This is a genomic window from Endozoicomonas sp. PH6C, assembly GCF_059322965.1.
This window is the reverse complement of sequence record NZ_CP185342.1, coordinates 825,768-849,541: the sequence shown is the minus strand read 5'-3', so window position 1 is coordinate 849,541 and position 23,774 is coordinate 825,768. Positions and strand designations below refer to the sequence as shown.

Here is a 23,774-nt window from a genome sequence, read left to right as displayed (position 1 = left end):
TTTACACGCTTTCAGCCAATGATGCTGTCTTGATCGGGCTAACCGACTCAGACTTATCCGATTTAATCTTGATATGAGGCCGCTTCATGGGCATCAGACCTTCAGGACGCCATACCATCATGCAAACCATCATCAACCCGAACATCAGCATTCGGTATTCCTGGAATTCACGGGCAAACTCAGGCAGAACGGTCATGATCACAGCAGCAAGAATGACACCGACCTGAGATCCCATTCCGCCAAGCACAACAATGGCAAGAATGATGGCAGACTCGATAAAAGTAAACGACTCCGGACTAATAAAACCCTGACGGGCAGCAAAGAAGGTCCCGGCGAAGCCAGCAAATGCGGCCCCTATAGTAAATGCAGACAATTTGATGGCCGTAGGATTCAAACCCAGTGAACGACAGGCAATATCATCTTCACGCAACGCTTCCCAGGCTCTGCCAATAGGCATTCGAAGCAGTCGATTGATCACAAACAGTGTGGCAATCACCAGCAACACTGCCAGTATGTACAGAAAAATCACCTTGTACTCACTGCTGTAATCAATACCAAAATATTCGTGGAAAGGAACATTCCCTTCTTCCTGCGCCCTGCGTCCAAATTCAAGGCCAAACAGAGTCGGTTTAGGAATCTGGCTAATACCATTGGGACCACCGGTAAATGTCGTCCAGTTGTTGAGCAAGATTCGAATGATTTCACCAAAACCCAGAGTTACGATGGCCAGATAATCACCCCGAAGCCTGAGCACCGGAAAACCAAGAATAAAACCAAAGAAAGCCGCCAGGATACCGCCCAGCACCAGACTGCTCCAGAAGTCGAGACCCAGATATTGATTCAATAAGGCATAACTGTAGGCACCCACGGCATAAAAGCCGACATAGCCCAAATCAAGAAGACCGGCCAGGCCCACCACAATGTTCAGACCCAGCCCCAACATCACGTAAATCAGGGCCAGAGTGGCCAGATCCACAGCCCCCCTGGAAACAAAGAATGGCCAGATCATCAATCCTGCTACTGCAAAGCAGATTACAAGGGTTTTAGCTTCTTTGTTCCTGGTTACTTTGGTCAGCTTTTCTGCATTAATAGATGGCAACTGTTGTTTTATTCCGGAAAGCCCCTGATCGATGGGTGCTCTGAACAGCTGGAAGAAGAAGACAGCAGCCACACCGGCAGCTATCCAGGAGAGGGAAGAAGGATCGGCTAATGTCACCTCAAGTCCAACGCCCGAGGGCTCAAGACGAACCCCCATCATCAGGCTGGTTAGTATCAGCAAAACAACTGCCGAGAGTATTGCCGGAGTGAAGCGTAATGATTTCATACTTTTTCAACCTCCGGCTTGCCCAAAAGACCCGTCGGCCTGAACAGAAGAATCAGAACGAGGAGACTGAAGGCGACAACGTCCTTATATTCCGCACTGAAGTAACCTGCAGTGAAGGCTTCCGTGACCCCCAGAATCAAACCACCCAGCACAGCTCCGGGTATACTTCCGATTCCTCCCAGCACTGCGGCAGTGAACGCTTTGAGACCTGCCATAAAGCCAATGTGGGGATTGATTACTCCGTAATACATGCCAAGCAATACACCGGCTACCGCAGCAAGAGCGGCCCCGATCACAAAAGTGATCGAAATAATTTGATGCGTGTTGATGCCAAGCAGCCCGGTCATGCCAAGATCTTCAGCGCAAGCTCTGCAGGCTCGCCCCATTTTTGACTTGGAGATAAACAGAGTCAGGGCCGTCATGGCAATAAACGTCACCACAAAGATAATTAACTGCATGTACGACACAGTGGCATTAAAACCGTCTTCAGGACCAAAGGTCCAGCCACCACTGATCATGCTGGGCATGGCTATATCCCTTGACCCCTGGGCCAGGCGGACATAGTTCTGAAGGAAAATGGACATACCAATGGCAGAAATCAGGGCAATCAGCCGGTTGCTGTTCCTCAAAGGCCGATAAGCAACCCTCTCCACCGCAAAGCCATAGGTGCTGGTGATAATGATGCTGATGACAAAGGCGGAAACCAGCATCAGTGAAACACTGTCTATTCCCATCATCGCTAACGCGGCCAGTACCGCAAAAGCGATGTAACTGCCAATCATGTAGATCTCACCATGAGCAAAATTGATCATGCCAATGATGCCGTAAACCATGGTATAACCGATAGCAATCAGAGCATACGTACTACCTATCGTCAGCCCGTTAAGTAGTTGTTGAATAAGGTAAAAACCTGAATCCCCCATTCCACGACCTCGTTTTTTATTTTTGTAAACGTTGTTTTTTCTACTATTTTTTACTTTTCTTCAGAGGGTTTGCTCTGACTCAGCCACAAGAAAGTCTGCGAAATATCATCCTGGATCTGTCTGGGTCAAAACCCATATGTCAGGGCTGAAGATCTATAAAAACCCCCTCAATGTCGGGCCGATTCTCTCACACGACAAAGGCTCTTGGTAGGGATGGAACAAAAAAATAGCTGGCGGAAAATCCCCCATTAATCAGGGCAGTATTGCAACTGACTAGCAGCCAGGCAGCTCATTAGCAGTTCTTATTATTTTACTCATTATTGCCATTACCCATTAGACGACAATAACAATATGCCCTTACGATTCAGAGACTTCAATTCTTATAGTTTTCGAATGTGCAACCCCGAACTCCAGAGGGTGTCGCAAAACTCTAACAACTCGTTCCCACGCTCTGCGTGGGAATGCATACCTCCCCTGAAAAGCGGACTCTGCAGCGCGAGATGGGTATGGGTTCCCACGCTGGAGCATGGGAACCAGAGTTTTGCGACAGCCTCTCCAGAGCTTGGGTAAACATATTTCGCTATTCGTTAATACTGAACTTTTGATGTACTCTAGCAGCATCAAAGTCAATCAATTGGTCACTTTTGCTGACTCACCTGCCAGCCAAAAGCTCAATCTGGTCAAGATATGCCCAACACCCAAACCTCTAACAACCTTGCCGCCTTCATCTGGTCCGTAGCCGACCTCCTGCGAGGCGATTTCAAGCAGTCCCAGTACGGGCGCATCATCTTACCGTTTACCCTGCTGCGCCGCCTGGAATGCGTTCTGGAGCCCACCAAGGAAGCAGTGGTTGCCCAGCACGAAAAAGTAAAGGCTATGAACCTGCCTGAAGAAGGTATGGAGAAGATGCTGCTGCGTGCTTCTGGATTGTCGTTTTTCAATACCTCACCCATGAACCTGTCGAAGATGGGTCAGGGCGATATCAAGGACAACCTTGAAAACTATGTCCTCTCCTTCTCCAAAGATGCCCGTGAAATCTTTGAGCATTTCAAGTTTGATGAGTTTGCAGGCAGCCTGAACGAAGCCAACCTGCTGTTCAAGGTACTGCGGAAGTTTGCCACCATCGACCTCAGCCCCAAGGCGATCAGCAACCACGATATGGGCTTGGTGTTTGAAGAACTGATCCGTCGCTTTGCCGAATCTTCCAACGAAACCGCCGGTGAACACTTTACCCCAAGGGATATTGTCGAGCTCACCACCTCACTGGTGTTTATGGAAGATGATGATGCCTTAACCAAAGAAGGGATCGTTCGCAGTATTTATGATCCAACGGCAGGCACAGGCGGCTTTCTCTCTGCGGGAATGGAGTACGTATACAAGCACAATACAAAAGCTCGTATGACGGCCTTTGGCCAGGAGTTGAACCCGGAGTCCTACGCCATCTGTAAAGCCGATATGCTGATCAAGGGTCAGGATGTCAGTCGCATCAAACTGGGCAACACTCTGTCGAACGATCACCTCAGTGGCGACCAGTTTGACTACATGCTGTCTAATCCGCCATTCGGGGTGGACTGGAAGAAGATCGAAGGCACCATTAAAGATGAGCATGAACACAAAGGCTACGACGGTCGCTTTGGCCCTGGCCTGCCAAGAGTGTCCGATGGTTCGCTGCTGTTCCTGATGCACCTGATCAGCAAGTTCAGGGACATCACGCCAGAGAACCAGAACCCCAGCCGCATCGGCATTATCCTCAACGGTTCGCCGCTCTTTACCGGCAGTGCAGGCAGTGGTGAAAGCGAGATTCGCCGTTATATTCTCGAAGCCGACCTGCTCGAAGCCATTGTCGCCCTGCCCACAGACATGTTCTACAACACCGGTATCGCTACCTATGTGTGGGTGCTGACCAATAAAAAGTCCAATGAACGCAAAGGTAAAGTGCAGCTGATTAACGGCGTAAACCTTTGCGGCAAGATGCGTAAGTCCCTGGGCTCCAAGCGGAACATAATGAGCGAAGCGGATCGCCGCATCATTACCCAAAACTTTGGAGCCTTTGCAGAAGCATCCGAAGAAAATTTTGCCGCCAAAATTTTCGACAGTCATAAATTCGGCTACCGTCGTATTACCGTGGAACGCCCACTTCGCCTGTCCGCCCAGATTACTGATGACGCAGTAACGGGTCTACGCTATGCACCCAGGCCGTATAATGCCGTTATGCGCTGGATGGTTGAGGAATTCGGCACAGAATGTCATACAACCTTGGCAGACAATGAAGAAGCCATCCGCACCAAAATCAAAAAAGACTTCAAAGAACTGAAAGAGAAGCAGATCAAAGAGGTACTGAACGACAAGCTCTGGCTATTCCAGCGGGGGCTGATGGAGAAAGCCCAAACTCTGCAAAATACAGTCGGAACGGTACTGTCCAACGACTTTAACCAGTTCGATAAAGACCTGAAAGCCGCGCTCAAAGCCGCTAATTTAAAGCTGGATACCAAAGAGAAAAAGCAGTTCCTCGATGCCATCACCCACAAGAACCCCGAAGCTGAACCTGTTATCAAAAAGGTACTGGAAGAAGAAACCCAACCACTGTACGGCGCATTCGAATACAAAGGCAAAATCGTCGAATTCCAGACCGATGGCGACCTGCGGGATAACGAGAATATTCCTCTTGACCCATCAATGCCCACCCATATCCTGATCGAAACCTACTTCAACCGGGAAGTGGCACCCCATGTACCCGATGCCTGGATCAATGCCGATAAATGCGATGCCCAGGATGGTGAGATTGGTATTGTGGGTTACGAGATTCCCTTTAACCGACATTTTTATGTGTATCGGCCGCCCCGTGCGCTGGAAGCCATTGATGCTGATCTGGATGCGGTGAGTGCTAGAATCATGAGTCTGTTACAAGAGGTTCACTCATGAGCAAGCCAAAAAACAACATTAACCTGAGCCTGAATAAGGAATACAAAAGCTGGCTGAAAAACCTTAAACAGAAGGTACTGTCCACCCAGCTCAAAGCCGCCATTCAGGTGAACTCAACCTTGCTGGCTTTTTATTGGGAGCTTGGGGAAGACATTATTCGCCGACAGGCTCAGGCTAATTGGGGCGATGGCTTTCTGAAGCAACTAAGCCATGACTTAATGACGGAATTTCCTGAAATCAAAGGATTTTCCCGTCGAAACCTTGAATTTATCCGACAATGGTATCTGTTCTGGAACCAATCTCCGGAAATTGCGAAACAGGCTGTTTCGCAATTAGTTCAGGTGCCCTGGGGACATAACCTGAAGATAATCAGCAAGTGCCAAACAACGGCTGAAGCTCTGTATTACGTGGGCAAAACCATAGAACATGGCTGGAGCCGAAACGTCCTCACTCACCAGATTGAAAGTGGACTTTGGCAGCGGAAGGGACAAGCGCCCAACAACTTCAATGCAACACTGCCTGCCGTCCAGTCCGACCTTGCACAGCAAACCCTGAAAGACCCCCATATGTTTGACTTTCTTGCCTTCACTGATCATTACACAGAGCGAGAGCTGGAGCAGGGATTGATTAAGCATATCACTCAGTTTCTACTGGAATTGGGATCAGGTTTTGCCTACATGGGCAAACAGTTTCATATACAGGTAGGACAGCAGGATTTTTATATTGACCTCTTATTTTATCATGCACACCTGCATTGCTACGTAGTCATTGAACTGAAAGCGGGTGACTTCAGGCCGGAACACGCAGGCAAACTGAATTTTTATATCAAAGCAGTAGATGAACTGGTACGCAGGGAGGGCGATGCGCCGACTATCGGCATTCTGCTGTGTAAGAACAAGGACAAACTCGTGGCGGAATACGCCCTCAGCGATATTCAAAAGCCTATTGGTGTTTCGGAATACCAACTGTCCCAATCACTGCCAGAAAATCTGCAATCGCAACTGCCCAGTATTGAAGAAATTGAGCAGGGACTGGGGGGTGAGTTGTGATGGATGGAAACAGCCTTGAGCGCAAAAAATATGCGGCTTATCCGGAATATAAGGATTCTGGGGTTGAGTGGTTGAGTTCCATCCCCAAACATTGGAACTTAAAAAAAGTCCGCTATGTGCTTAAAGATGGCTCTGAAGGCATAAAGATCGGCCCTTTCGGCAGTGCCTTAAAGCTCGACGATATGGCTGAGCATGGTCACAATGTCTACGGGCAAGAAAATGTAATTAAGAAGGATTTTTCTTTAGGAAAGAGAAAAATTACTACTGAAAAATTCCAAGAAATGAGTCTTTATCAGGTATTCCCGAATGACATTCTAATAACCATGATGGGTACAAGTGGGAAGTGCGAAATCGTTCCTGAGGGCATTCCGTTAGGGATAATTGATTCGCATCTTTTGAGAACCAGAGTTAAAGAGCATGAAATTGATCCAAGATTCTTCAAGATACTGATTGATGAAACACACGAGATTGGTTTTCAGATAAAAACTCTCGGTAAAGGTTCAATCATGCACGGTTTGAACTCCGGAATTGTGAAAGACTTGGTTCTTCCGTTGCCAGATAGAGTCGAACAGGACAATATTCTTAGCTTCCTCAGCCACGAAACCGCCAAAATCGACACCCTGATCGAAGAGCAGCAATCCCTGATCCGGCTGATGAAAGAAAAACGACAGGCGGTGATTAGTCATGCTGTCACCAAGGGGCTAAACCCTGATGCACCGATGAAGGATTCCGGTATGGAGTGGCTTGGGGAAGTGCCGGAGCATTGGGAAGTAAAGCGAGTTCGTCACGCATGTGAAGTCGACAACAACCTCAGAACGCCTATTGATAGACAGACCCGTATGAAAATGGAGGGTGAATACCCATATTACGGACCGACAGGAATTCTCAATTACATTAACCAATACAATGTTGAAGGCGAGTACTTCCTGCTCGGTGAGGATGGCGACCATTTTCTTAAGTTCAAAGAAAAATCCATGACAATTCATGTCAAAGGCAAGTTCAACGTGAACAACCATGCTCACTTGATCAAAGGCAAGGGAACTTGTTCTACAGCGTGGGCGTGTTTGTATTTTGAACACATGGATATTTTACCTTGGCTGATTAAACAAGGCGTTGGCAGATATAAATTGCAGAAAACTGTTTTAGCAGATATTCCGATTTTTGTTCCGCCTGAAGACGAGCAAGACAGTATTATGCGTGAAGTTGCTGGCAAGAAAGCATCTTTTGACATGATAGCGAAAGATGCAGAGTCAATGATTGCCAAGCTCCAAGAACGCCGCACCGCCCTAATCTCCGCCGCCGTCACCGGCAAAATCGACGTACGTGACTGGGTCGCTCCGTCATAATATCTGAGCCTGCGATTGTCTCGACACTGTCGAGACAATTCAGTTCAGTCCTAAATTGAGACTAAAAGGTCTTTTTTTGGGACCTTGAAAAGTCCCAATATGAGACCTATAGTTCCCATATTGATACCTCTATAGGAACTTCGTCACTGTGTCATCCATTGCCTCCGTACTGTTCACCAAAACTCAGCAACGTCTGCTGGCTGTGCTCTACGGCAAGCCGGACTGTTCTTTTTATCTGAACGAGGTGGCAAGGCTGGCCGGGGTCGGCAAGGGCGCTGTGGTTCGGGAACTCAAGAAAATGACCGAAGCCGGATTGCTCACCACTCACCAGCAGGGTAATCAGCAGCATTATCAAGCCAATCCCGATAACCCCGTTTTTGAAGAGCTGAAAGCCATTACCCGCAAAACCTTTGGCGTACAGAGCGTGATTAAAGGGGCACTGTCGCCCGTTTTAAGTCAATGTGACATGGCATTTATTTATGGCTCGGTAGCAAAAGGACAGGAACACGCGGGCAGTGATATAGACGTTTTGCTGGTGGGGCATGATTTAAGTTATGGCGAGATTATTGAGCATCTGGAACCAGCAGAAAATCAGCTGGGGCGAATCATTAATCCTACACTGCTGACGCCTGAAGAATTCCAGCAAAGAGTAGACAGTCAGCAAAGTTTTGTCACACGACTTATGGAACAGCCCAAACTCTGGCTGACCGATCAACCCTTAACCGGAGACAAGCCATCGTGAAAGAGCTGGATAATCTGGTCAAAATCAACAAGCTCAAACAAGAACCCCCCGATGCACAGGAATTTGCAGGGATGGTTCGGGCGGCTGAAACCAAACTCAAAGATGCTGCCATCAGTGGTTTATCCGTCGACAGCCAGTTTTCTCTGGCCTAGGAGCCTGACCGAGAATAGCGCCCGTAGCGAGGACGGCAGAAAATTGAGGATGAAAATTCGGTTTTGTGAGGAGAATAGCTAGCTATTTGACGAACAAAAGCGGATTTTCAGACCAATTTGCTGCCGCCGCAGTAGGGCAGCTATTCTCGGTCTAATGGGATGGTCCGCCCCTCCTAAACGGCTTCAAATGAGCCAAAATGGAGTTAACCATTTAAACAGGATTAACCGGAGCGAACCACCCATGACTATTTCAGTACTTGGTATCGATATTGGCAAGAACAACTTTCACCTGTTTGGTGTTGATGAGCAGGGTAGCAAAGTCATCAGAAAGAAGTCGTCCAGGAAGAACCTTCTAGAGTACGTGGCAAATCTGGAGCCATGCATTATCGCTATGGAAGCTTGTGGTGGTGCTCACTATTTGGCTCGGTTATTCAAGAACTATGAGCATACTGTCAAGCTGATTTCACCTCAATTTGTCAAGCCTTATGTCAAGACCAACAAAAATGACTACAACGATGCTGAAGCGATTGCAGAAGCAGCTTCACGGCCCAGCATGCGTTTTGTACCTGTTAAAACATCAGAGCAGCAGGCCTGGCAACTTCTGCACCGCTATCGTCAACAAGCGGTTGATCAGAGAACTGCCCTGGTTAACCAGATCCGGGGGTCACTATTGGAAGAAGGTATTGTAGTTGCCCAGGGTATTGGTAAAGTTCGTGCACAGCTTCCACGAATTCTGGAAGATGCTGAAAATGGACTCCATTCGCTGACTCGTGAGCTGCTACATGGTTTATCAGAAGAGTTGGCCAGTCTTGACAAGCGTATTCAACAGTATGACCAGAAAATTCAGGAGCTAGCAAAAAACGACGACGAATGTCGTCGAATGATGACTATGCCGGGTATCGGAGCCATCACTGCCACAGCATTGAAGGCAGCCATTGGTGATGCGACGTATTTTAAATCTGGTCGACACCTTGCCGCATGGATGGGATTAGTTCCAAGACAGCATTCCACAGGCGGTAAGTCAGTCCTGCTGGGCATCAGTAAACGGGGTGATAAATACCTGCGCACATTATTGATACACGGCGCACGTTCGGTACTCCACTGCCTCAAAAATAAGGATGACCGCTGTAAAAAATGGGTTAGCCAACTTAATGAGCGCAGCAATCACAACGTTGCCGCCGTTGGTCTGGCTAATAAAATGGCTCGGATTGTCTGGGTCATCATGACCCGAAATGAAGTTTACAAGGCTGCATAATGAAGTAAAGGCGGCAGCGGCAAAGTAAAGCATAAGCTTAATCAAAGGGGACCCCCCCGCAGATTGCGATGAGCATGTACAGTTGATGGCAAACAGGTAAAAACCGGCAACCTGAAACCTGATAGGAGCCTTGACCCTTGAGGCCGTCGGACTGATAAGGCCAGGTTGCGCGGATACCCATCAGGGCCAGAGGGTTAGACCTCATGAATAGGCCGTATATATGATTGCAGTTATCTTTGTTTGCTAATTAACAAAACAGGCTCTTGCAAAACGGGGCGGACCATATAAGGCTCCTAGGAGCCTGACCGAGAATAGGCTTATCTGTTATGATAAGCCTTAAACCAACTCCGATGATGCCAGATGTCACCACTACCAAAATTCAAGGACAGCCCTGTTGAGTTTGACCAGCATCTGCTGTTCCCAACCAACATTTTCGACCTGCTTCCCAAAGACCATGATTGTTTCGTTTATGAAAGCATTTTTCAGAACATCGATACGTCTGAGGTTGAAAAAAAATATCACCACCTTGGTCAGCACGCTTACCCTCCAAAGCTCATTGTCGCTATTCTGATCTACGCCTATAGCCATGGTGTTTTCAGCTCCCGTCAGATTGAGCGACGGTGTCGACAAGATCTGGCGTTCATGTATATCTCACAAATGAACTGCCCAAATTTCAGGGTTCTGGGAGATTTTCGTAAGGAAAATCTGTCGTTTTTTCATGACTGCTTCAAACAGTCCGTCAAACTGGCCATGGAGCTCAAAATGGCATCACTGGGCCATATCAGCCTGGATGGCTCCAAGTTCAAAGCCAACAGCTCAAAGCACAAGGCCATGACCTACGGAAGGCTCAAGGCTAAAGAGGCAGAACTCAGTGCAGAAGTGGATGAGCTGATCAAAAAAGCCAGTCAGTGCGACCAGGAAGAAGACGACGCCTACAAAGCAAGCAACGGCTACAGCATTCCTGAAGACCTCCAGTTTAAAGAGGAGCGTCTGAAAAAAATCAAAGCGGCCAAAGAAGCCCTTGAAGAACGCGAAAAAGCCCTGAACCCTGATGAGCCTATTGACGACAAAAGGCAGATAAGCTTTGCAGACCATGATGCCCGGATCATGAGCAAGAAAAGTTACTGTGAGTACAGCTACAATGCTCAAATCACCGTAGATGCTGATAATCAGATCATCGTCGGCCAGCACATCAGCCAGCAAGCCAATGATGTTCAGGAGGCAGAGCCTGCTTTGGAAGCACTGTCTGAGACAACCGATGGTGCTGTTGTGGATAAGGTGAGCATGGATAATGGTTATTTCTCAGGGCCAAACCTGCATGTGCTGGATAAGCATGAAATAGATGGCTACATAGCCACCGACAGAAAAGAGAAGCCAGCAGATACCCAGCTTAAGGACTCTGAGCGTAAGTTTGTCAAAGCAGATTTTGACTACGATGCAGAAATGGATGTGTTTATCTGTCCGGCTGGGGAGAAGCTGATAACTAACCCAGACAGCAAGGCCAAGAGGCAGAGTTACCGGGCGAACAAGGACGCATGCAGGAAGTGTGTTTACCGTTCACAATGCAGTGGCTCAAAAAAGGATGCTGGCAGGGTCATCCGCACAGACAAGTTTGAGCCCGCGCGGCAACGTATGAACAAGAAAATGGAGACAGCCAGTGCGAAAGCAATCTATGAGCGTCGTAAGGTCATTGCAGAGCCACCGTTTGGTCATATAAAAAACTCAGGGTTCAGGAGTTTTAGCCTTCGTGGTAAAGAGAAGGTAGAAGCAGAGTTCTCACTGGTATGCACGGCACACAATTTCAAAAAATTTGTGAAGGCCGCTTCAACGGGATCAATCCGTCTTGAGAATTTAAAAGGGGTTAAAAAAGCGGCATAAAGGCTGTGAAAAGGCCTAAATTTGCAAAAATGAGCAAAATTACACCAAAAATTGGATGTTTTTTGCTCATCCTGAAATTTTAGAGAGCCTCTGGGGATCTAGTTACGCCATTCTCGGTCAGGCTCCTAGAGTGCTGCCCATGCGTTGTCACTTGCTGCATTACGCTGGCACGGCTACCGCTCTGAAAGCCGTTATCTGGTGTTCCAGTGTTTGCAGTATACATTAGACGTGAGTCGTGCAAAATGGCGGGTTCTTGATCAATGCCACAACCATCGTAACCTGGCGGAATACGAAGGGCATCTGGATATTAACCCGCAACTGTTAAAAGAACTGATTCTGCTAACCCATGAGCTGTTAAATCTGGTTAAATCACTCCCTGAAATCTCTTAGGACGTCCGTGACTGGCAACCAGCAACAGAACAAAAAGAACACCCCACAGAGGCCACCGTATGAGCAAAACACCCGCTTCATCAAAAGAGCCAGACAACCTGTTCGGCGAAATCAAAGACCTGATACAAAGAGCCAAACAACGGGCAGCGGTGGCACTCAATGCCGAGATAACCGCACTCTATTGGAAGGTCGGTCAGCGTATTCAGCAGGAAATCCTGAAGGGTAAGCGGGCAGACTACGGCAAACAGGTTATTTCCGACTTGTCCCGCCAGCTCTCCGGGCATTTTGGTAAGGGCTGGAGCCCTCAGCAATTGAGACATTGTATTAAGTTTGCCGAAATCTGTGAGGCTGATGAAATTGTCTCTACAGTGTGGAGACAATTGAGCTGGTCACACCTGAAACTGTTGATTTACATTGATGACCCACTAAAACGTGAGTTCTATATGACCATGGCGATTCAGGAGCGATGGTCTGTCCGCACCTTCAGCGAGCGTATGGATTCCATGCTGTTTGAGCGTACTGCCTTATCCCGAAAGCCGGAAGAAACCATCGTTCACGATCTGAAAATGCTGAGGGATCAAGGGAAAGCCGATCAGGATATCGTTCTGAAAGACCCTTACATTCTGGATTTTCTTGAGCTTAATGATACCTACGTGGAAAAAGATCTTGAGGATGCTATTTTGCGGGAAATGGAGCATTTTCTGTTAGAAATGGGTATGGGCTTCACTTTTGTCGCACGCCAGCACCGAGTTCAAATTGATGAAGATGATTTTTATATTGATCTCTTGTTCTATAACCGAAAACTGAAGCGACTGGTTGCTATTGAACTGAAAACAGGCAAGTTTAAAGCTGAGTACAAAGGACAGATGGAGTTATATCTACGCTGGCTGAATAGATATGACCGTCAGCATGGAGAAGACCCCCCTATCGGCATCATTCTTTGTGCAGGTAAGAAGCAAAAGCAAATTGAATTACTTGAACTGGATAAAAGCGGTATCCATATAGCAGACTATCTCACCAACATACCCTCCAAAGAAATATTGGAAGAGCGCTTTCAGGAAGCCGTCAGCAACGCCCGAAAACGTATTGAGAATAAAACTGAATAGTGGAATCCTCGAATTGTCTCCGCAGTGTGGAGACAATTCAGCCAGATTGATACATTGTGCAGACACTGTCTGCACAATGCCTGAAGAGTCCCATATCGAGACCTTTAGGTACCATGTTGAGACCGTGAAATATGGATAGCACCACCGAATCGATATTCCAAAACGATATGATCGCCCGCCTGCAAGCCAAAGGCTGGCTGCTGGGCAGTGGTGATCAGTACGACCGGGAAACGGCGTTGTATACCAGCGATGTGCTGGATTTTGTTCAGAACACCCAGCCGAAGGAATGGCAAAAGTTCTGCAAAAGCTTTCCGGTGGATTCGGAGCAGCATTTTATCAGCCATCTGGTCAACCAGTTAAAGAAAGCCGACTCTAATGCCATTGATAAGGAGCTTCGCAGCTTTGGCACACTGGGCGTATTGCGTCATGGTTTGAAGATTCGCAATGCCCGGTTCTCCCTGTGTCAGTTTATGCCGGAACATACCCTGAACCCGGATACGCTGGCCCGCTTTAAAGAAAACCGTTGTCGTGTGGTGCCGGAGCTGGTTTACAGTCCTTATGTCAATCTTGTCCCCCCATCCCAACCTTCCCCCGAGGGGGAAGGCGTCGACGCTCATCTGGCAGAAACCGGTAAAAAAGCCAAGGCATGGCGCATTGACCTGGTGTTGTTTGTAAACGGTCTGCCCGTGGCAACGCTGGAGCTGAAATCGGAATTCAAACAGGCCATTGAAAACGCCAAACGACAATATCAAAAGACCCGTCTGCCCAAAGACCCGGAAACCGGCAAGCCGGAACCGTTGCTGACCTTTAAACGGGGGGCGCTGGTGCATTTTGCCGTGAGTCAGTACGAAGTGTATATGGCGACTAAACTGGCGGGCAGCGATACCTTCTTTCTGCCGTTTAACAAAGGCACGGCTGAAGGCGGTGCAGGCAATGATATTCCTGAAGACCGGAATGAGTACGCCACCGAATACCTGTGGAACGAGGTATTGCTGCCCGACAACCTGCTGAATATTATCGGTCGGTTTGTGCATTTGCAGATCGAAGAGAAGGAAGACTGGGAAGGCCGCAAGTCGAAAAAGGAAACCCTGATCTTTCCCCGTTATCACCAGTGGGATGTGGTGACCAAGCTGATTGCAACGGCCAAGGCAGAAGGCACGGGCAACAAGTATCTGGTGCAGCACAGTGCCGGTTCCGGTAAATCCAACTCCATTGCCTGGACCGCCCACCAGCTTTCTACCCTGTACGACGGTGAAGGCAACAAGCAGTTCCATTCGGTGATTGTAATTACCGACAGAACCGTGCTGGACGATCAGCTACAAGACACTATTTATCAGTTTGAACACGCCGACGGTGTGGTGGGGCGTATCAACAAAAAAGAAGGTGACGGCTCCAAGTCGGAGAAACTGGCAGCGGCTCTGGAGAGTGCTCAACCGATTATTATTGTCACCATTCAAACCTTCCCTTATGTACTGGCGGCCATTGAGAACAGTACCAGACTGAAGGAACGCCGCTATGCCGTGATTGCCGACGAAGCCCACTCGTCACAAACCGGCTCCACCGCCCGCAAGCTGAAGGAAGTGTTGATGGTGGATGGTGCTGATGACGGAGATGAGGACAAAGAGCTGTCTTCTGAAGATATGCTAGATGCCACCATTGCCTCACGCCGGGGCAGCAGCAACCTGAATTACTATGCGTTCACTGCGACACCCAAGGCGAAAACCCTGGAGCTGTTTGGTCGCCTGCCCAAACCTGATGAGCCTGCTTCCGAGAAGAACCTGCCTGAAGCCTTCCATGTGTATTCCATGCGCCAGGCCATTGAGGAAGGCTTTATTCTCGATGTGCTGAAAAACTACACCAACTACAAGGTGGCCTATCAGCTGGCCCAAAAAATAGAGGCCGAGGACGAAGAGGTAGACAGCAAAAAAGCCAAGGTAAAACTGAACCGCTGGGTGCGGCTTCATGAATACAATATTTCCCAGAAGGTGAAAGTCATCACCGAGCACTACAAAGAGCATGTTATGGGCTTGCTGGGTGGTCAGGCCAAGGCGATGGTGGTCACCAGTTCCCGTAAGGAAGCGGTGCGTTACAAGCTGGCGTTTGATAAATACCTCTCAGAACACAAAAGTTCGATAGCCGTGATGATTGCCTTCTCCGGCGAGGTGGAATTCCATAAGGACGATCCGGACAGCTCTGCCCTGCTGGACCAAAAGTTCACCGAAACCAATATGAACCCAGCTCTAAAGGGCCGGGACATGCGCAAAGCATTCGATAGCGACGACTACCAGATCATGCTGGTTGCCAACAAATTCCAGACTGGCTTTGATCAGCCGAAACTCTGCGCCATGTATGTAGACAAGCCCTTAGGTGGTTTGGAATGTGTGCAAACCTTTTCCCGTCTGAACCGTACCTATCCCGGCAAAGCCGAGTGCGGCACTTTTGTATTGGATTTTGTCAATGAGCCGGAAGAGATTCTGGCCGCATTCCAGCCGTATTACCAAATCGCTGAACTGGCGGATGTGACAGACCCGGATAAAGTATTCGACCTTTACGAAAAACTCCGTGCCAGCGGTATCTTTACCTGGAACGAAGTAGAACAGTTCTGCGAGGCTTTTCTTTCCAAGAGCAAAAGCAATGCAGCGGTGAGCAACATTTGCAAGCCCGCTGTGGATCGCTGGCAGAAGCGATACAGTTCTGCCATTGATGCTTATGTGCGTGCCAAGGAGATGTTCGAACGAACCAGGAAGACCAAAGATGCCGTGTTAATCGCTAATGCTGAAAACAGCTTCAAAGAATGCAAGCTGGAAAAAGACCGGCTGGAAATCTTCAAAAAGGACTTAGGCACCTTTACCCGTTTCTACGAGTTTATGTCCCAGATTGTGGACTACGACAACAAAGACCTGGAAAAGCTCAGCCTTTACGCTCGCTACCTGCGCCCACTGCTCCGTGAAAAGGTTATTGAAGAAGATGATATTGACCTGGATAACGTGGTCATGAGCCATTACCGGTTGTCCAAGATTCGCCAGCAAGACATTGAACTCAAGGAAGACGCCGAGGGCTATGAACTGGAACCCTCCAGCGATGTCGGTTCCGCCAAACCCAAGGACAAGAAAGAAGAGTTCTTATCCCAGATTGTGGCACGGCTGAATGAGATGTTTATTACCGACAACCTGACCGATGCTGACTTGATCAATTACGCCTTTACCGTGCGGGACAAACTGGCCGAAAACGAAACGGTGATGAAGCAGATTGAGAACAATACCGCTGAACAAGCACTGCTTGGTGACTTCCCACAAGCCATTGATGATGCCGTGATGGACAGCAACGAGGCTCAACAGGAAATGATGTTGCAGTATCTTTCCAACCCGGAATTGGCTCGGGGCTTTGCTCGGGTTGTGTTTGATATGTTGAAGGGGTGAGTGAGTGCCCACCAGGAGCCTGACCGAGAATAGCTGCCCTACGCGGCAACTGCTCCTGCGTTGCTCTGGTAGCAGAATGCTGACATTGAATTCGGGCAATATCTCAACTAAGTTTCAGCGGTGCTAAAAGAGGTTCGTGCATGAGCAAACAAAAAAACACCGTCAACCTAAGCCTGAACGGCGAGTACAAAAACTGGCTGAAAACGTTGAAACAGAAAGTACTGTCAACTCAGCTTAAAGCCGCTGTTCAGGTGAATTCGACCTTGCTGGCTTTTTACTGGGAACTGGGGGAAGACATTGTTCGTCGACAGGCTCAGGCTAACTGGGGTGAAGGCTTCCTGAAACAACTCAGTAAGGACTTAATGTCGGATTTCCCTGAAATTAAGGGGTTTTCGGAGCGAAATCTTAAATATATTCGCCAATGGTTTCTTTATTACTCCGGGGAGCAGGCAATTGGGCAACAGCTTGTTGCCCAATTAACACAGGTACCCTGGGGACATAATTTGCAAATTATCAGCAAGTGTAAAAGTGTTCCAGAAGCCCTGTATTACGTGAGAAGTACCATTGAGCACGGTTGGAGCCGAAGCGTACTCACTCACCAGATAGAAAGCGGCCTCTGGCAGCGAGATGGACAAGCCGTCAGTAACTTTAGTGCCACCCTGCCAGCCGTACAATCTGACATGGCGCAAGAAACTCTGAAAGACCCTTATGTATTTGATTTTCTCGCCCTGACCCAAAACTACAACGAACGTGAGCTTGAGAAAGGTTTGACCGAGCATATCACCCAGTTTTTGCTGGAATTAGGGGCTGGATTTGCTTATTTGGGCAAACAATTTCATATACAGGTAGGACAACGGGATTTTTATATTGACCTGCTGTTTTACCATGTCCGGTTAGATTGTTATGTGGTGGTTGAGCTGAAGACGGTAGATTTTGAACCGGAACATGCAGGCAAACTGAATTTTTATATCAGAGCCGTGGACGAACAACTGCGTAAAGAGGGCGATACGCCCACTATTGGCATTCTGCTGTGCAAGAACAAAGACAAACTCGTGGCAGAGTACTCTCTCAGTGATATGCAAAAGCCTATTGGCGTTTCGGAATACCAACTCACTCAATCACTGCCGGAAAACTTGCAATCGCAACTACCCAGCGTGGAAGACATTGAACAGGGATTGGGAACTAAAAGATGAGACAGAAGCAGACCGACAACTGAACATTTCAGCGTCGGCCTATGCAAGCTATTCCCTGTAATGAAAATACCATCACAGTTACAGTCGACGGTATTTCCCGATCGGGCTTTTATTTTGAAGCCTCAGACTTGGTACCGTCAGCGTGCCATTCATAAACGACAAAACTGAAGTCTTTCAGGTCTCCCTTGCCATCGAAGGCCAGGTTACCTGTTGGCGTACTAAAGGTGTTTGAACGCAGAACGTCGGCTACTTCTTCAGGGCTTTCACTCTTGGTCAGTTCCATGCCTTCTGCCATAACCTGAACAGCAGAATAGGAAGGGAATACGAAAGGACCGGATGAATCTTCACCTTTTGCCTCGAAGGCGGCTACCAGTTTGGCGTTGGCAGGGTCCTGATCAAAACTCTTCGGCAGTGTCACGAGCAAACCTTCTGAAGCCTGACCGGCAATGGCTGAAATATCCTTGTTGCCCACACCTTCAGGTCCCATGAATTTAGCCTTCAAACCCTTTTCTGCGCTCTGACGCAGAATCAGGCCCAGCTCAGGGTGATAGCCACCGTAGTAAACAAAATCGACATCTTCCTTCTTCAACTTGGCAATGAGCGCTGAAAAGTCCTTGTCACCTGAAGTAACACCTTCAAAGACAGCCACATCAATACCGGCTTTTTCAACCGTGTTCTTAACAGCTGTGGCAATGCCTTCACCGTACTGTTGCTTGTCATGGATAACTGCCATACGCTCAGGCTTTATGCTCTCTACGATGTAGTTACCCGCAGTAGGTCCTTGCAGGCTATCGAGTCCAATTGTGCGGAATATCAGCTCATATCCACGACTGGTGATCTCCGGACTGGTGGAGGCGGGGGTGATCATCAGGATACCTTCATCTTCATAGATGTCGGTGGTAGGCTGGGTAGAAGCGGAACACAGATGCCCTACGACAAAACGGATATCATCATTAACGATTTTGTTGGCAACCGCTACGGCCTGTTTGGGATCACAGGCATCGTCATAGACTACCGCTTCCAGCTGCTTACCATTGACGCCCCCCTGTTGGTTGATTTGCTCTACGGCCATCCTGGCGCCGGTGAACTGCATATCACCATACTGGGCTACAGGACCTGTTACCGGGCCAGCTAAAGCAATTTTTATCGTGTCGGCAGCCTGAGCCAGACCGGAAGCCCCTGCTACGGCTGCAGATACCGCCAGAGCGGCCAGAGTTTTGTTCATTTTTCTTATCATGCTGTAGTTCTCTTGGAATGGACTTAATTCCATTTTCTCATTATCTAAATCCATCTTTCTCTCGAAAAGTTATATTAAGGATTTTTTTCAGTCATAACAGCTTTTTTTCCAAACTTTTTTCTTCGACTTATGTCTAAATCTATACGAACGTCTTAAGGCGGCAGAGCTATCACAGACCTAGAGTGAAAGCATTCAGTAAGGGAATACTCTAAACAAGGATGTAAGGAGAAGCAGTATGGATACGAAACAACATAATACACAGGATAATGAACTGAAAACCGGCGAACTGATTATATTGTCACTTTCTTTAGGTAGCGTTCTGGCTTCGCTTCACTTCTTTTTGAACACCATTTTCTGAACCATGAGTTCAGGAAATCATTATTGTCCCATATTGGTGACAAATAATATTTCATGGTAGAGGTCAGGGGAAATGGCCGGGTTTACACCCGGCTCTGGTTATTCAGGGCTTGATGGTTTTAACCCCCTCCGCAGTGCCCAGAAGCAACACGTCAGCAGGTCGAGCCGCAAACAATCCATTAGTTACGACCCCCACAATCTGGTTGATTTTTTCTTCCAGACCCATGGCGTCAGTAATCTCCAGATTCCATACATCCAGAATGATATTACCATTATCTGTCATAACCCCTTCACGGTAAGCGGGGTCACCACCCAACTTAACCAGTTCACGGGCAACATGACTGCGAGCCATGGGAATAACCTCAACAGGAAGCGGGAATTCACCCAGCACGTCTACCAGCTTGCTCTCATCAGCAATACAGATAAACTCTTTCGCCACTGCAGCCACAATTTTTTCCCTTGTCAGGGCTGCTCCACCGCCTTTGATCAGGTGCAGACGATTGTTGGACTCATCAGCCCCGTCAATATAAAAGCGCAGTTCACTGATACTGTTCAGGTCATAAACCGGAATCCCGTGCTGTTTCAGACGATCAGCAGAAGCCTCTGAACTGGCTACGCAACCATCAAAACTGTTTCTGTGTTCTGCCAGAGCATCAATAAAGAAATTGGCCGTGGAACCAGTGCCAATACCGATAATCATATCTTCTTCCAGATGAGGGAGGATCCGCTGCAATGCAGCCTCGGCAGTCGCCTTCTTCAGCTCGTCCTGGGTCATGTCTCTACCTTGCGGTCATGTACAATGAAGCCAGGGATTATACCCCCGGAAACGATCCCCCGCTGAACTAAATACTTCAAATTTCGTATAACCTTTTGTTACTTGAAAACGATAAAAGATTGTTTCTTGTACACATGCCTGTTTAGAATCAGTCCAATCAAGATAAGTTATTACAAAAGTGAAGTCCCATGCCTCATCAGTACATAAGAATGATTCTCGAAGCCAAAGTTTATGATGTGGCGATTGAGACTCCTATTCATGAGGCTCCATTTCTCAGCAAACGTTTGAATAATCAGGTTTTTCTGAAGCGAGAAGACCTGCAACCCGTATTCTCATTTAAAATCCGGGGCGCTTATAACAAGATGGCCCAGTTAACCGCTGAAGAAAAAGCCTGCGGAGTGACCTGTGCTTCTGCCGGCAATCATGCCCAGGGCGTGGCCATGGCAGCCAAGACCATGGGAATTGAAGCCGTTATCGTGATGCCCGGTACTACTCCTGAAATAAAGTACAAAGCCTGCGAGGCCAGAGGAGCCAAGGTCATCCTTCATGGTGATACCTTTGATCAGGCTTTGGCTTACTCCATGAAACTCGTTGAAGAACAGGGCTATACCTTTATTCATCCTTATGATGATCCTCACACCATCGCCGGTCAGGGCACGATCGGCATGGAGATTCTCCGTCAGACTTCCGGTCAGCTCGACGCTGTTTTTGTACCCGTCGGCGGAGGTGGTCTGGCAGCAGGCATAGCGACCTATATCAAGTATCTGCGCCCTGATATCAAAGTCATCGGTGTTGAGTATGAAGAATCTGCTTGTCTGAAAGCCGCTCTGGAAGCTGATGAGCGAGTAACCTTGCCCCATGTGGGTCTTTTTGCTGATGGCATTGCTGTGGCTCAGATCGGCGAAGAAACCTTCAAGCTCTGCCGGAAATACATTGATGAAGTGATCACGGTCAGCTCTGATGAAATCTGCGCATCCATCAAGGATATCTTTGATGATACCCGTTCGGTCTGTGAGCCTGCTGGTGCGGCAAGCGTAGCTGGCCTGAAAAAATATGTCAGCGAGACAGGTGCCAGCAATCAGAAACTGATGGCTATAGCCAGTGGCGCCAATATCAACTTTGATCGTCTGCGTTATGTTTCCGAACGTGCGGAATTAGGTGAGAAGCGCGAAGCGATCATCGCTGTCACCATCCCTGAACAACCCGGCAGTTTCAAAAAATTCTGTGAAACCCTTGGTAAGAGGAATATCACCGAATTCAACTACCGATTCCACGACCCCAAAAATGCCCGAATCTTTGTAGGTGTCCAGGTTCATCCCGATCAAATGCCCATTGATAATCTGACCCAAGAGTTGCAAGAGAAAGGTTATCCGGTAGAGAACCTGACCGACAACGAGATGGCTAAGTTGCACGTCCGGCACATGGTAGGCGGTCACAGTAAAGCCGTAAAGGATGAGGTGGTTTATTGTTTTGAATTCCCGGAACGTCCGGGTGCCCTGCTCAACTTCCTGAACAAACTGGGTGACCAATGGAATATCAGCATGTTCCATTACCGGAACCACGGAGCTGCCTATGGTCGTGTGGCTGTCGGTCTGGAAGTACCAGAAATGGAGAGACCACACATCGCAAAATTTCTGGCTGAGCTGGACTATTACTACTGTGAAGAAACGGATAACAAGGCTTATCAGGCGTTTTTGGGGTGATGACCCGCTGAGATGCCGGGTTTATTATCCAGGACTCAATTCCTCTCAGGAACAAAGCATTGGATAACCGGGATAGGGCGAAGCCTCACAGCTACGCTCACCGGGTAGAAGGAGCTACCAATTGTAGCTCCAACCCCCTCAGATCCCGGCGTGCGGATTTCCCGCACCGGGCTCTTCGATATTTGACTCACAGCACAGCCATGGATTTCATTGCCATAAAAGGCAGCATTATCCTCGGTTTCTGTAGCGGCAGAAGCTGCTTGAGGTTATGGTACTTTTCCCATGGAATCTTGCCTTTCCGGCATCGGCTACACAGCATCTTGTACCAGTAGCGGTCAACAAATCGGTAAAGCTTCTCCATACTTCGGAAGTTTCCTCCCAGACCGTAATACGCATAATGCCCTCTCAACCGTCGATTGATCGCTGTCACTTGTTCGTGCAGCGGATCATGGCGTATTCGTCTCAGTAGTTCCTTCAGTTTGGCTATGCTGCGTCTTAGGCGGGATTTTTCCGTTCTCCTTCCCACCATGAAGTTTCCTTTCAGATTCCTTGTGCAGTAGTGCGTAAAGCCAAGGAAATAAACCGTTTCCGGTCGTCTTCCCCCACGACTGGCAAAACGTCCGAACCTGACTAACCGGGTTTTATCCGGCTCCAGTTTCAGCGCAAATTTCTCCAGTCGCTGTGGCAGCACATTCATGAACCGCTCCGCATCACTGCGATACTGAAAACACACCACAAAGTCATCAATGTACCTGATCAGCCATGCCTCGCCTTTTAGCCGAGGCTTGACCATGCACTCGAACCAGAGGTCAAGCACATAATGCAGGTACAGGTTGCTCAGAACTACGCTGACCGGCCCACCCTGAGGCGTACCTTCTTCACACTCTTGCAACTCCCCGGCCTCCATCACCCCGGCTTTCAACCAGCGCCGTATAAGGTTCAGGATTCTGGGATCACCGACCCGGTGTTCCACAAAACGAAGCAGCCATCCATGGTCAAGACTCCCAAAGAAGTTCTTCAAGTCCGCTTCCAGCACCCAGCTGACCTTTCGGCCTGAAACCACCTCGTTAAAAGTGGACAGGGCATGGTGCGCTCCCAGTCGTGGCCTGCCACCCATGGAACAGGGCAAAAAGTCCTGCTCATAAATAGCATTCAGCACATCAGCAACACTTCGCTGCAAAGCCCGGTCATTGATGCAGGGAACACCCAGAGGGCGCTTTTCCTTTTTCCCCGGCTTGGGTATCCATGCCCTTTTGACCGGCGGTGCCTTGTAGCCTTGCCGATGGATAGACGTCAGTGTCTGTTCCAACCACCGCTTAAAGTCTTTCTTTGTCTCTTCGACAGTCAGCCCATCGACTCCGGGCGATGTGTTGTGTGGAATCTTGTTCAGATTCATACACAGGCTCGCCGGGGTAATGTGATGTGCCAGACTTGTGAAGCGAAGTTTCGGATAACTCCGGGCTTTCGCTGCTACCCTCTCCAGTCCCGTTGCCATGGCTGGTTTACCTTCTCACTGCGTAGAAGACCGTAACTCCCTCAGATGTGGAGCCCATGTTTCCCTGGAAAGGCTCAAATACCGCCAGCCGCTTCCCCATGTGACGGGCTCTCCCCGCCTCGGAGTACTATCAGCTGGTCTGACTTCCTGAACGTCATCAAGTCGTTCTTGCTTTAAAGGCTCGTCGGACCCTACAGGCTCCGCCTGAACGTTCAGGATCTCCCTTGTTCACGTAAAATCATTCGATAACATGCCGTGGGTACGAACCCCGGAAGCAGTCGGGATGCCTTGTCATTAGCGGAGCTCCCGACTTCCGCTTTCCCCATTGAGAGAGAAGGTCAGCCACTTCAACCACGTGCAATTTCGGGGCTAATTATCCCTTAGCAGACGTTACGGCCTGTTATCACCCTGTCTACGCTTCGCAGTAGTCGTTACCTTCTACCACGCAAGACTCGGTACACGGCTGCCGACCACAGCTTTACCGCGATGACCATTTCAGGTCACAAGA

Annotated in this window: 18 protein-coding genes; 13 read left to right on the top strand and 5 right to left on the bottom strand. The window is 48.6% G+C overall.

Features of this window, described 5'->3' with window-relative positions:
- Position 1: 1 nt before the first annotated feature.
- Positions 2-1,324, bottom strand: coding sequence for a high-affinity branched-chain amino acid ABC transporter permease LivM (locus tag ACOMG9_RS03635; RefSeq protein ID WP_494529772.1), 1,323 nt, complete (start codon positions 1,322-1,324; stop codon positions 2-4).
- Entirely contained in the window at positions 1,321-2,247 is a 927-nt protein-coding gene (livH, locus tag ACOMG9_RS03630) for a high-affinity branched-chain amino acid ABC transporter permease LivH (RefSeq protein WP_317143349.1), read from the bottom strand. Before livH ends, ACOMG9_RS03635 begins: the two co-directional genes overlap by 4 nt.
- 687 nt (positions 2,248-2,934) lie before the next feature.
- On the opposite strand from livH, the gene ACOMG9_RS03625 reads away from it, so the two are divergent.
- From ACOMG9_RS03625 to ACOMG9_RS03575, 11 genes are all read left to right on the top strand, one after another.
- Positions 2,935-5,169, top strand: a complete 2,235-nt coding sequence (locus ACOMG9_RS03625; RefSeq protein WP_494529771.1) for a type I restriction-modification system subunit M — start codon at positions 2,935-2,937, stop codon at positions 5,167-5,169.
- On the top strand, positions 5,166-6,218 hold the full coding sequence (locus ACOMG9_RS03620) for a PDDEXK nuclease domain-containing protein (RefSeq protein ID WP_494529770.1): 1,053 nt from the start codon (positions 5,166-5,168) through the stop codon (positions 6,216-6,218). The genes ACOMG9_RS03625 and ACOMG9_RS03620 overlap by 4 nt, the downstream gene beginning before the upstream one ends.
- Positions 6,218-7,564 carry a restriction endonuclease subunit S gene (locus ACOMG9_RS03615; protein WP_494529769.1) on the top strand — a complete coding sequence of 449 codons (1,347 nt, stop codon included), beginning with the start codon at positions 6,218-6,220 and terminating at the stop codon, positions 7,562-7,564. Before ACOMG9_RS03620 ends, ACOMG9_RS03615 begins: the two co-directional genes overlap by 1 nt.
- A gap of 148 nt (positions 7,565-7,712) precedes the next feature.
- Positions 7,713-8,306 carry a nucleotidyltransferase domain-containing protein gene (locus tag ACOMG9_RS03610; protein WP_494529768.1) on the top strand — a complete coding sequence of 198 codons (594 nt, stop codon included), beginning with the start codon at positions 7,713-7,715 and terminating at the stop codon, positions 8,304-8,306.
- Positions 8,303-8,458 (top strand): hypothetical protein, encoded by a 156-nt coding sequence (locus ACOMG9_RS03605; protein WP_494529767.1) that lies wholly within the window; start codon positions 8,303-8,305, stop codon positions 8,456-8,458. The genes ACOMG9_RS03610 and ACOMG9_RS03605 overlap by 4 nt, the downstream gene beginning before the upstream one ends.
- Before the next feature lie 241 nt (positions 8,459-8,699).
- Positions 8,700-9,713 (top strand): IS110 family RNA-guided transposase, encoded by a 1,014-nt coding sequence (locus ACOMG9_RS03600; protein WP_448215063.1) that lies wholly within the window; start codon positions 8,700-8,702, stop codon positions 9,711-9,713.
- Between the two features lie 360 nt (positions 9,714-10,073).
- On the top strand, positions 10,074-11,591 hold the full coding sequence (locus ACOMG9_RS03595; RefSeq protein ID WP_494529730.1) for an IS1182 family transposase: 1,518 nt from the start codon (positions 10,074-10,076) through the stop codon (positions 11,589-11,591).
- 144 nt (positions 11,592-11,735) lie between these two features.
- Complete coding sequence (locus ACOMG9_RS03590; protein WP_494529766.1) at positions 11,736-11,981, top strand: hypothetical protein; 246 nt, start codon at positions 11,736-11,738, stop codon at positions 11,979-11,981.
- Between the two features lie 59 nt (positions 11,982-12,040).
- A complete protein-coding gene (locus ACOMG9_RS03585; RefSeq protein ID WP_494529765.1) occupies positions 12,041-13,087 on the top strand; it encodes a PDDEXK nuclease domain-containing protein in 1,047 nt (348 codons plus the stop codon).
- 131 nt (positions 13,088-13,218) lie between these two features.
- Positions 13,219-16,506, top strand: coding sequence for a type I restriction endonuclease subunit R (locus tag ACOMG9_RS03580; protein WP_494529764.1), 3,288 nt, complete (start codon positions 13,219-13,221; stop codon positions 16,504-16,506).
- A 140-nt stretch (positions 16,507-16,646) separates the two neighbouring features.
- Positions 16,647-17,699 (top strand): PDDEXK nuclease domain-containing protein, encoded by a 1,053-nt coding sequence (locus ACOMG9_RS03575; RefSeq protein WP_448215795.1) that lies wholly within the window; start codon positions 16,647-16,649, stop codon positions 17,697-17,699.
- A gap of 109 nt (positions 17,700-17,808) precedes the next feature.
- On the opposite strand, the gene ACOMG9_RS03570 is transcribed toward ACOMG9_RS03575, so the two are convergent.
- Complete coding sequence (locus ACOMG9_RS03570; RefSeq protein ID WP_448215794.1) at positions 17,809-18,936, bottom strand: branched-chain amino acid ABC transporter substrate-binding protein; 1,128 nt, start codon at positions 18,934-18,936, stop codon at positions 17,809-17,811.
- Positions 18,937-19,171: 235 nt separating this feature from the next.
- Here ACOMG9_RS03570 and ACOMG9_RS03565 point away from each other — a divergent pair, with 235 nt between their 5' ends.
- Positions 19,172-19,294, top strand: coding sequence for a hypothetical protein (locus ACOMG9_RS03565; RefSeq protein ID WP_448215793.1), 123 nt, complete (start codon positions 19,172-19,174; stop codon positions 19,292-19,294).
- A gap of 102 nt (positions 19,295-19,396) precedes the next feature.
- On the opposite strand, the gene rpiA is transcribed toward ACOMG9_RS03565, so the two are convergent.
- Positions 19,397-20,068, bottom strand: coding sequence for a ribose-5-phosphate isomerase RpiA (rpiA, locus tag ACOMG9_RS03560; RefSeq protein ID WP_448215792.1), 672 nt, complete (start codon positions 20,066-20,068; stop codon positions 19,397-19,399).
- A gap of 188 nt (positions 20,069-20,256) precedes the next feature.
- On the opposite strand from rpiA, the gene ilvA reads away from it, so the two are divergent.
- The gene (gene ilvA / locus ACOMG9_RS03555) at positions 20,257-21,771 is read left to right on the top strand and encodes a threonine ammonia-lyase, biosynthetic (protein WP_448215791.1); all 1,515 of its coding nucleotides are present in this window, start codon (positions 20,257-20,259) and stop codon (positions 21,769-21,771) included.
- A 187-nt stretch (positions 21,772-21,958) separates the two neighbouring features.
- On the opposite strand, the gene ltrA is transcribed toward ilvA, so the two are convergent.
- Entirely contained in the window at positions 21,959-23,266 is a 1,308-nt protein-coding gene (gene ltrA, locus ACOMG9_RS03550) for a group II intron reverse transcriptase/maturase (protein WP_448215790.1), read from the bottom strand.
- Positions 23,267-23,774: the final 508 nt, after the last annotated feature.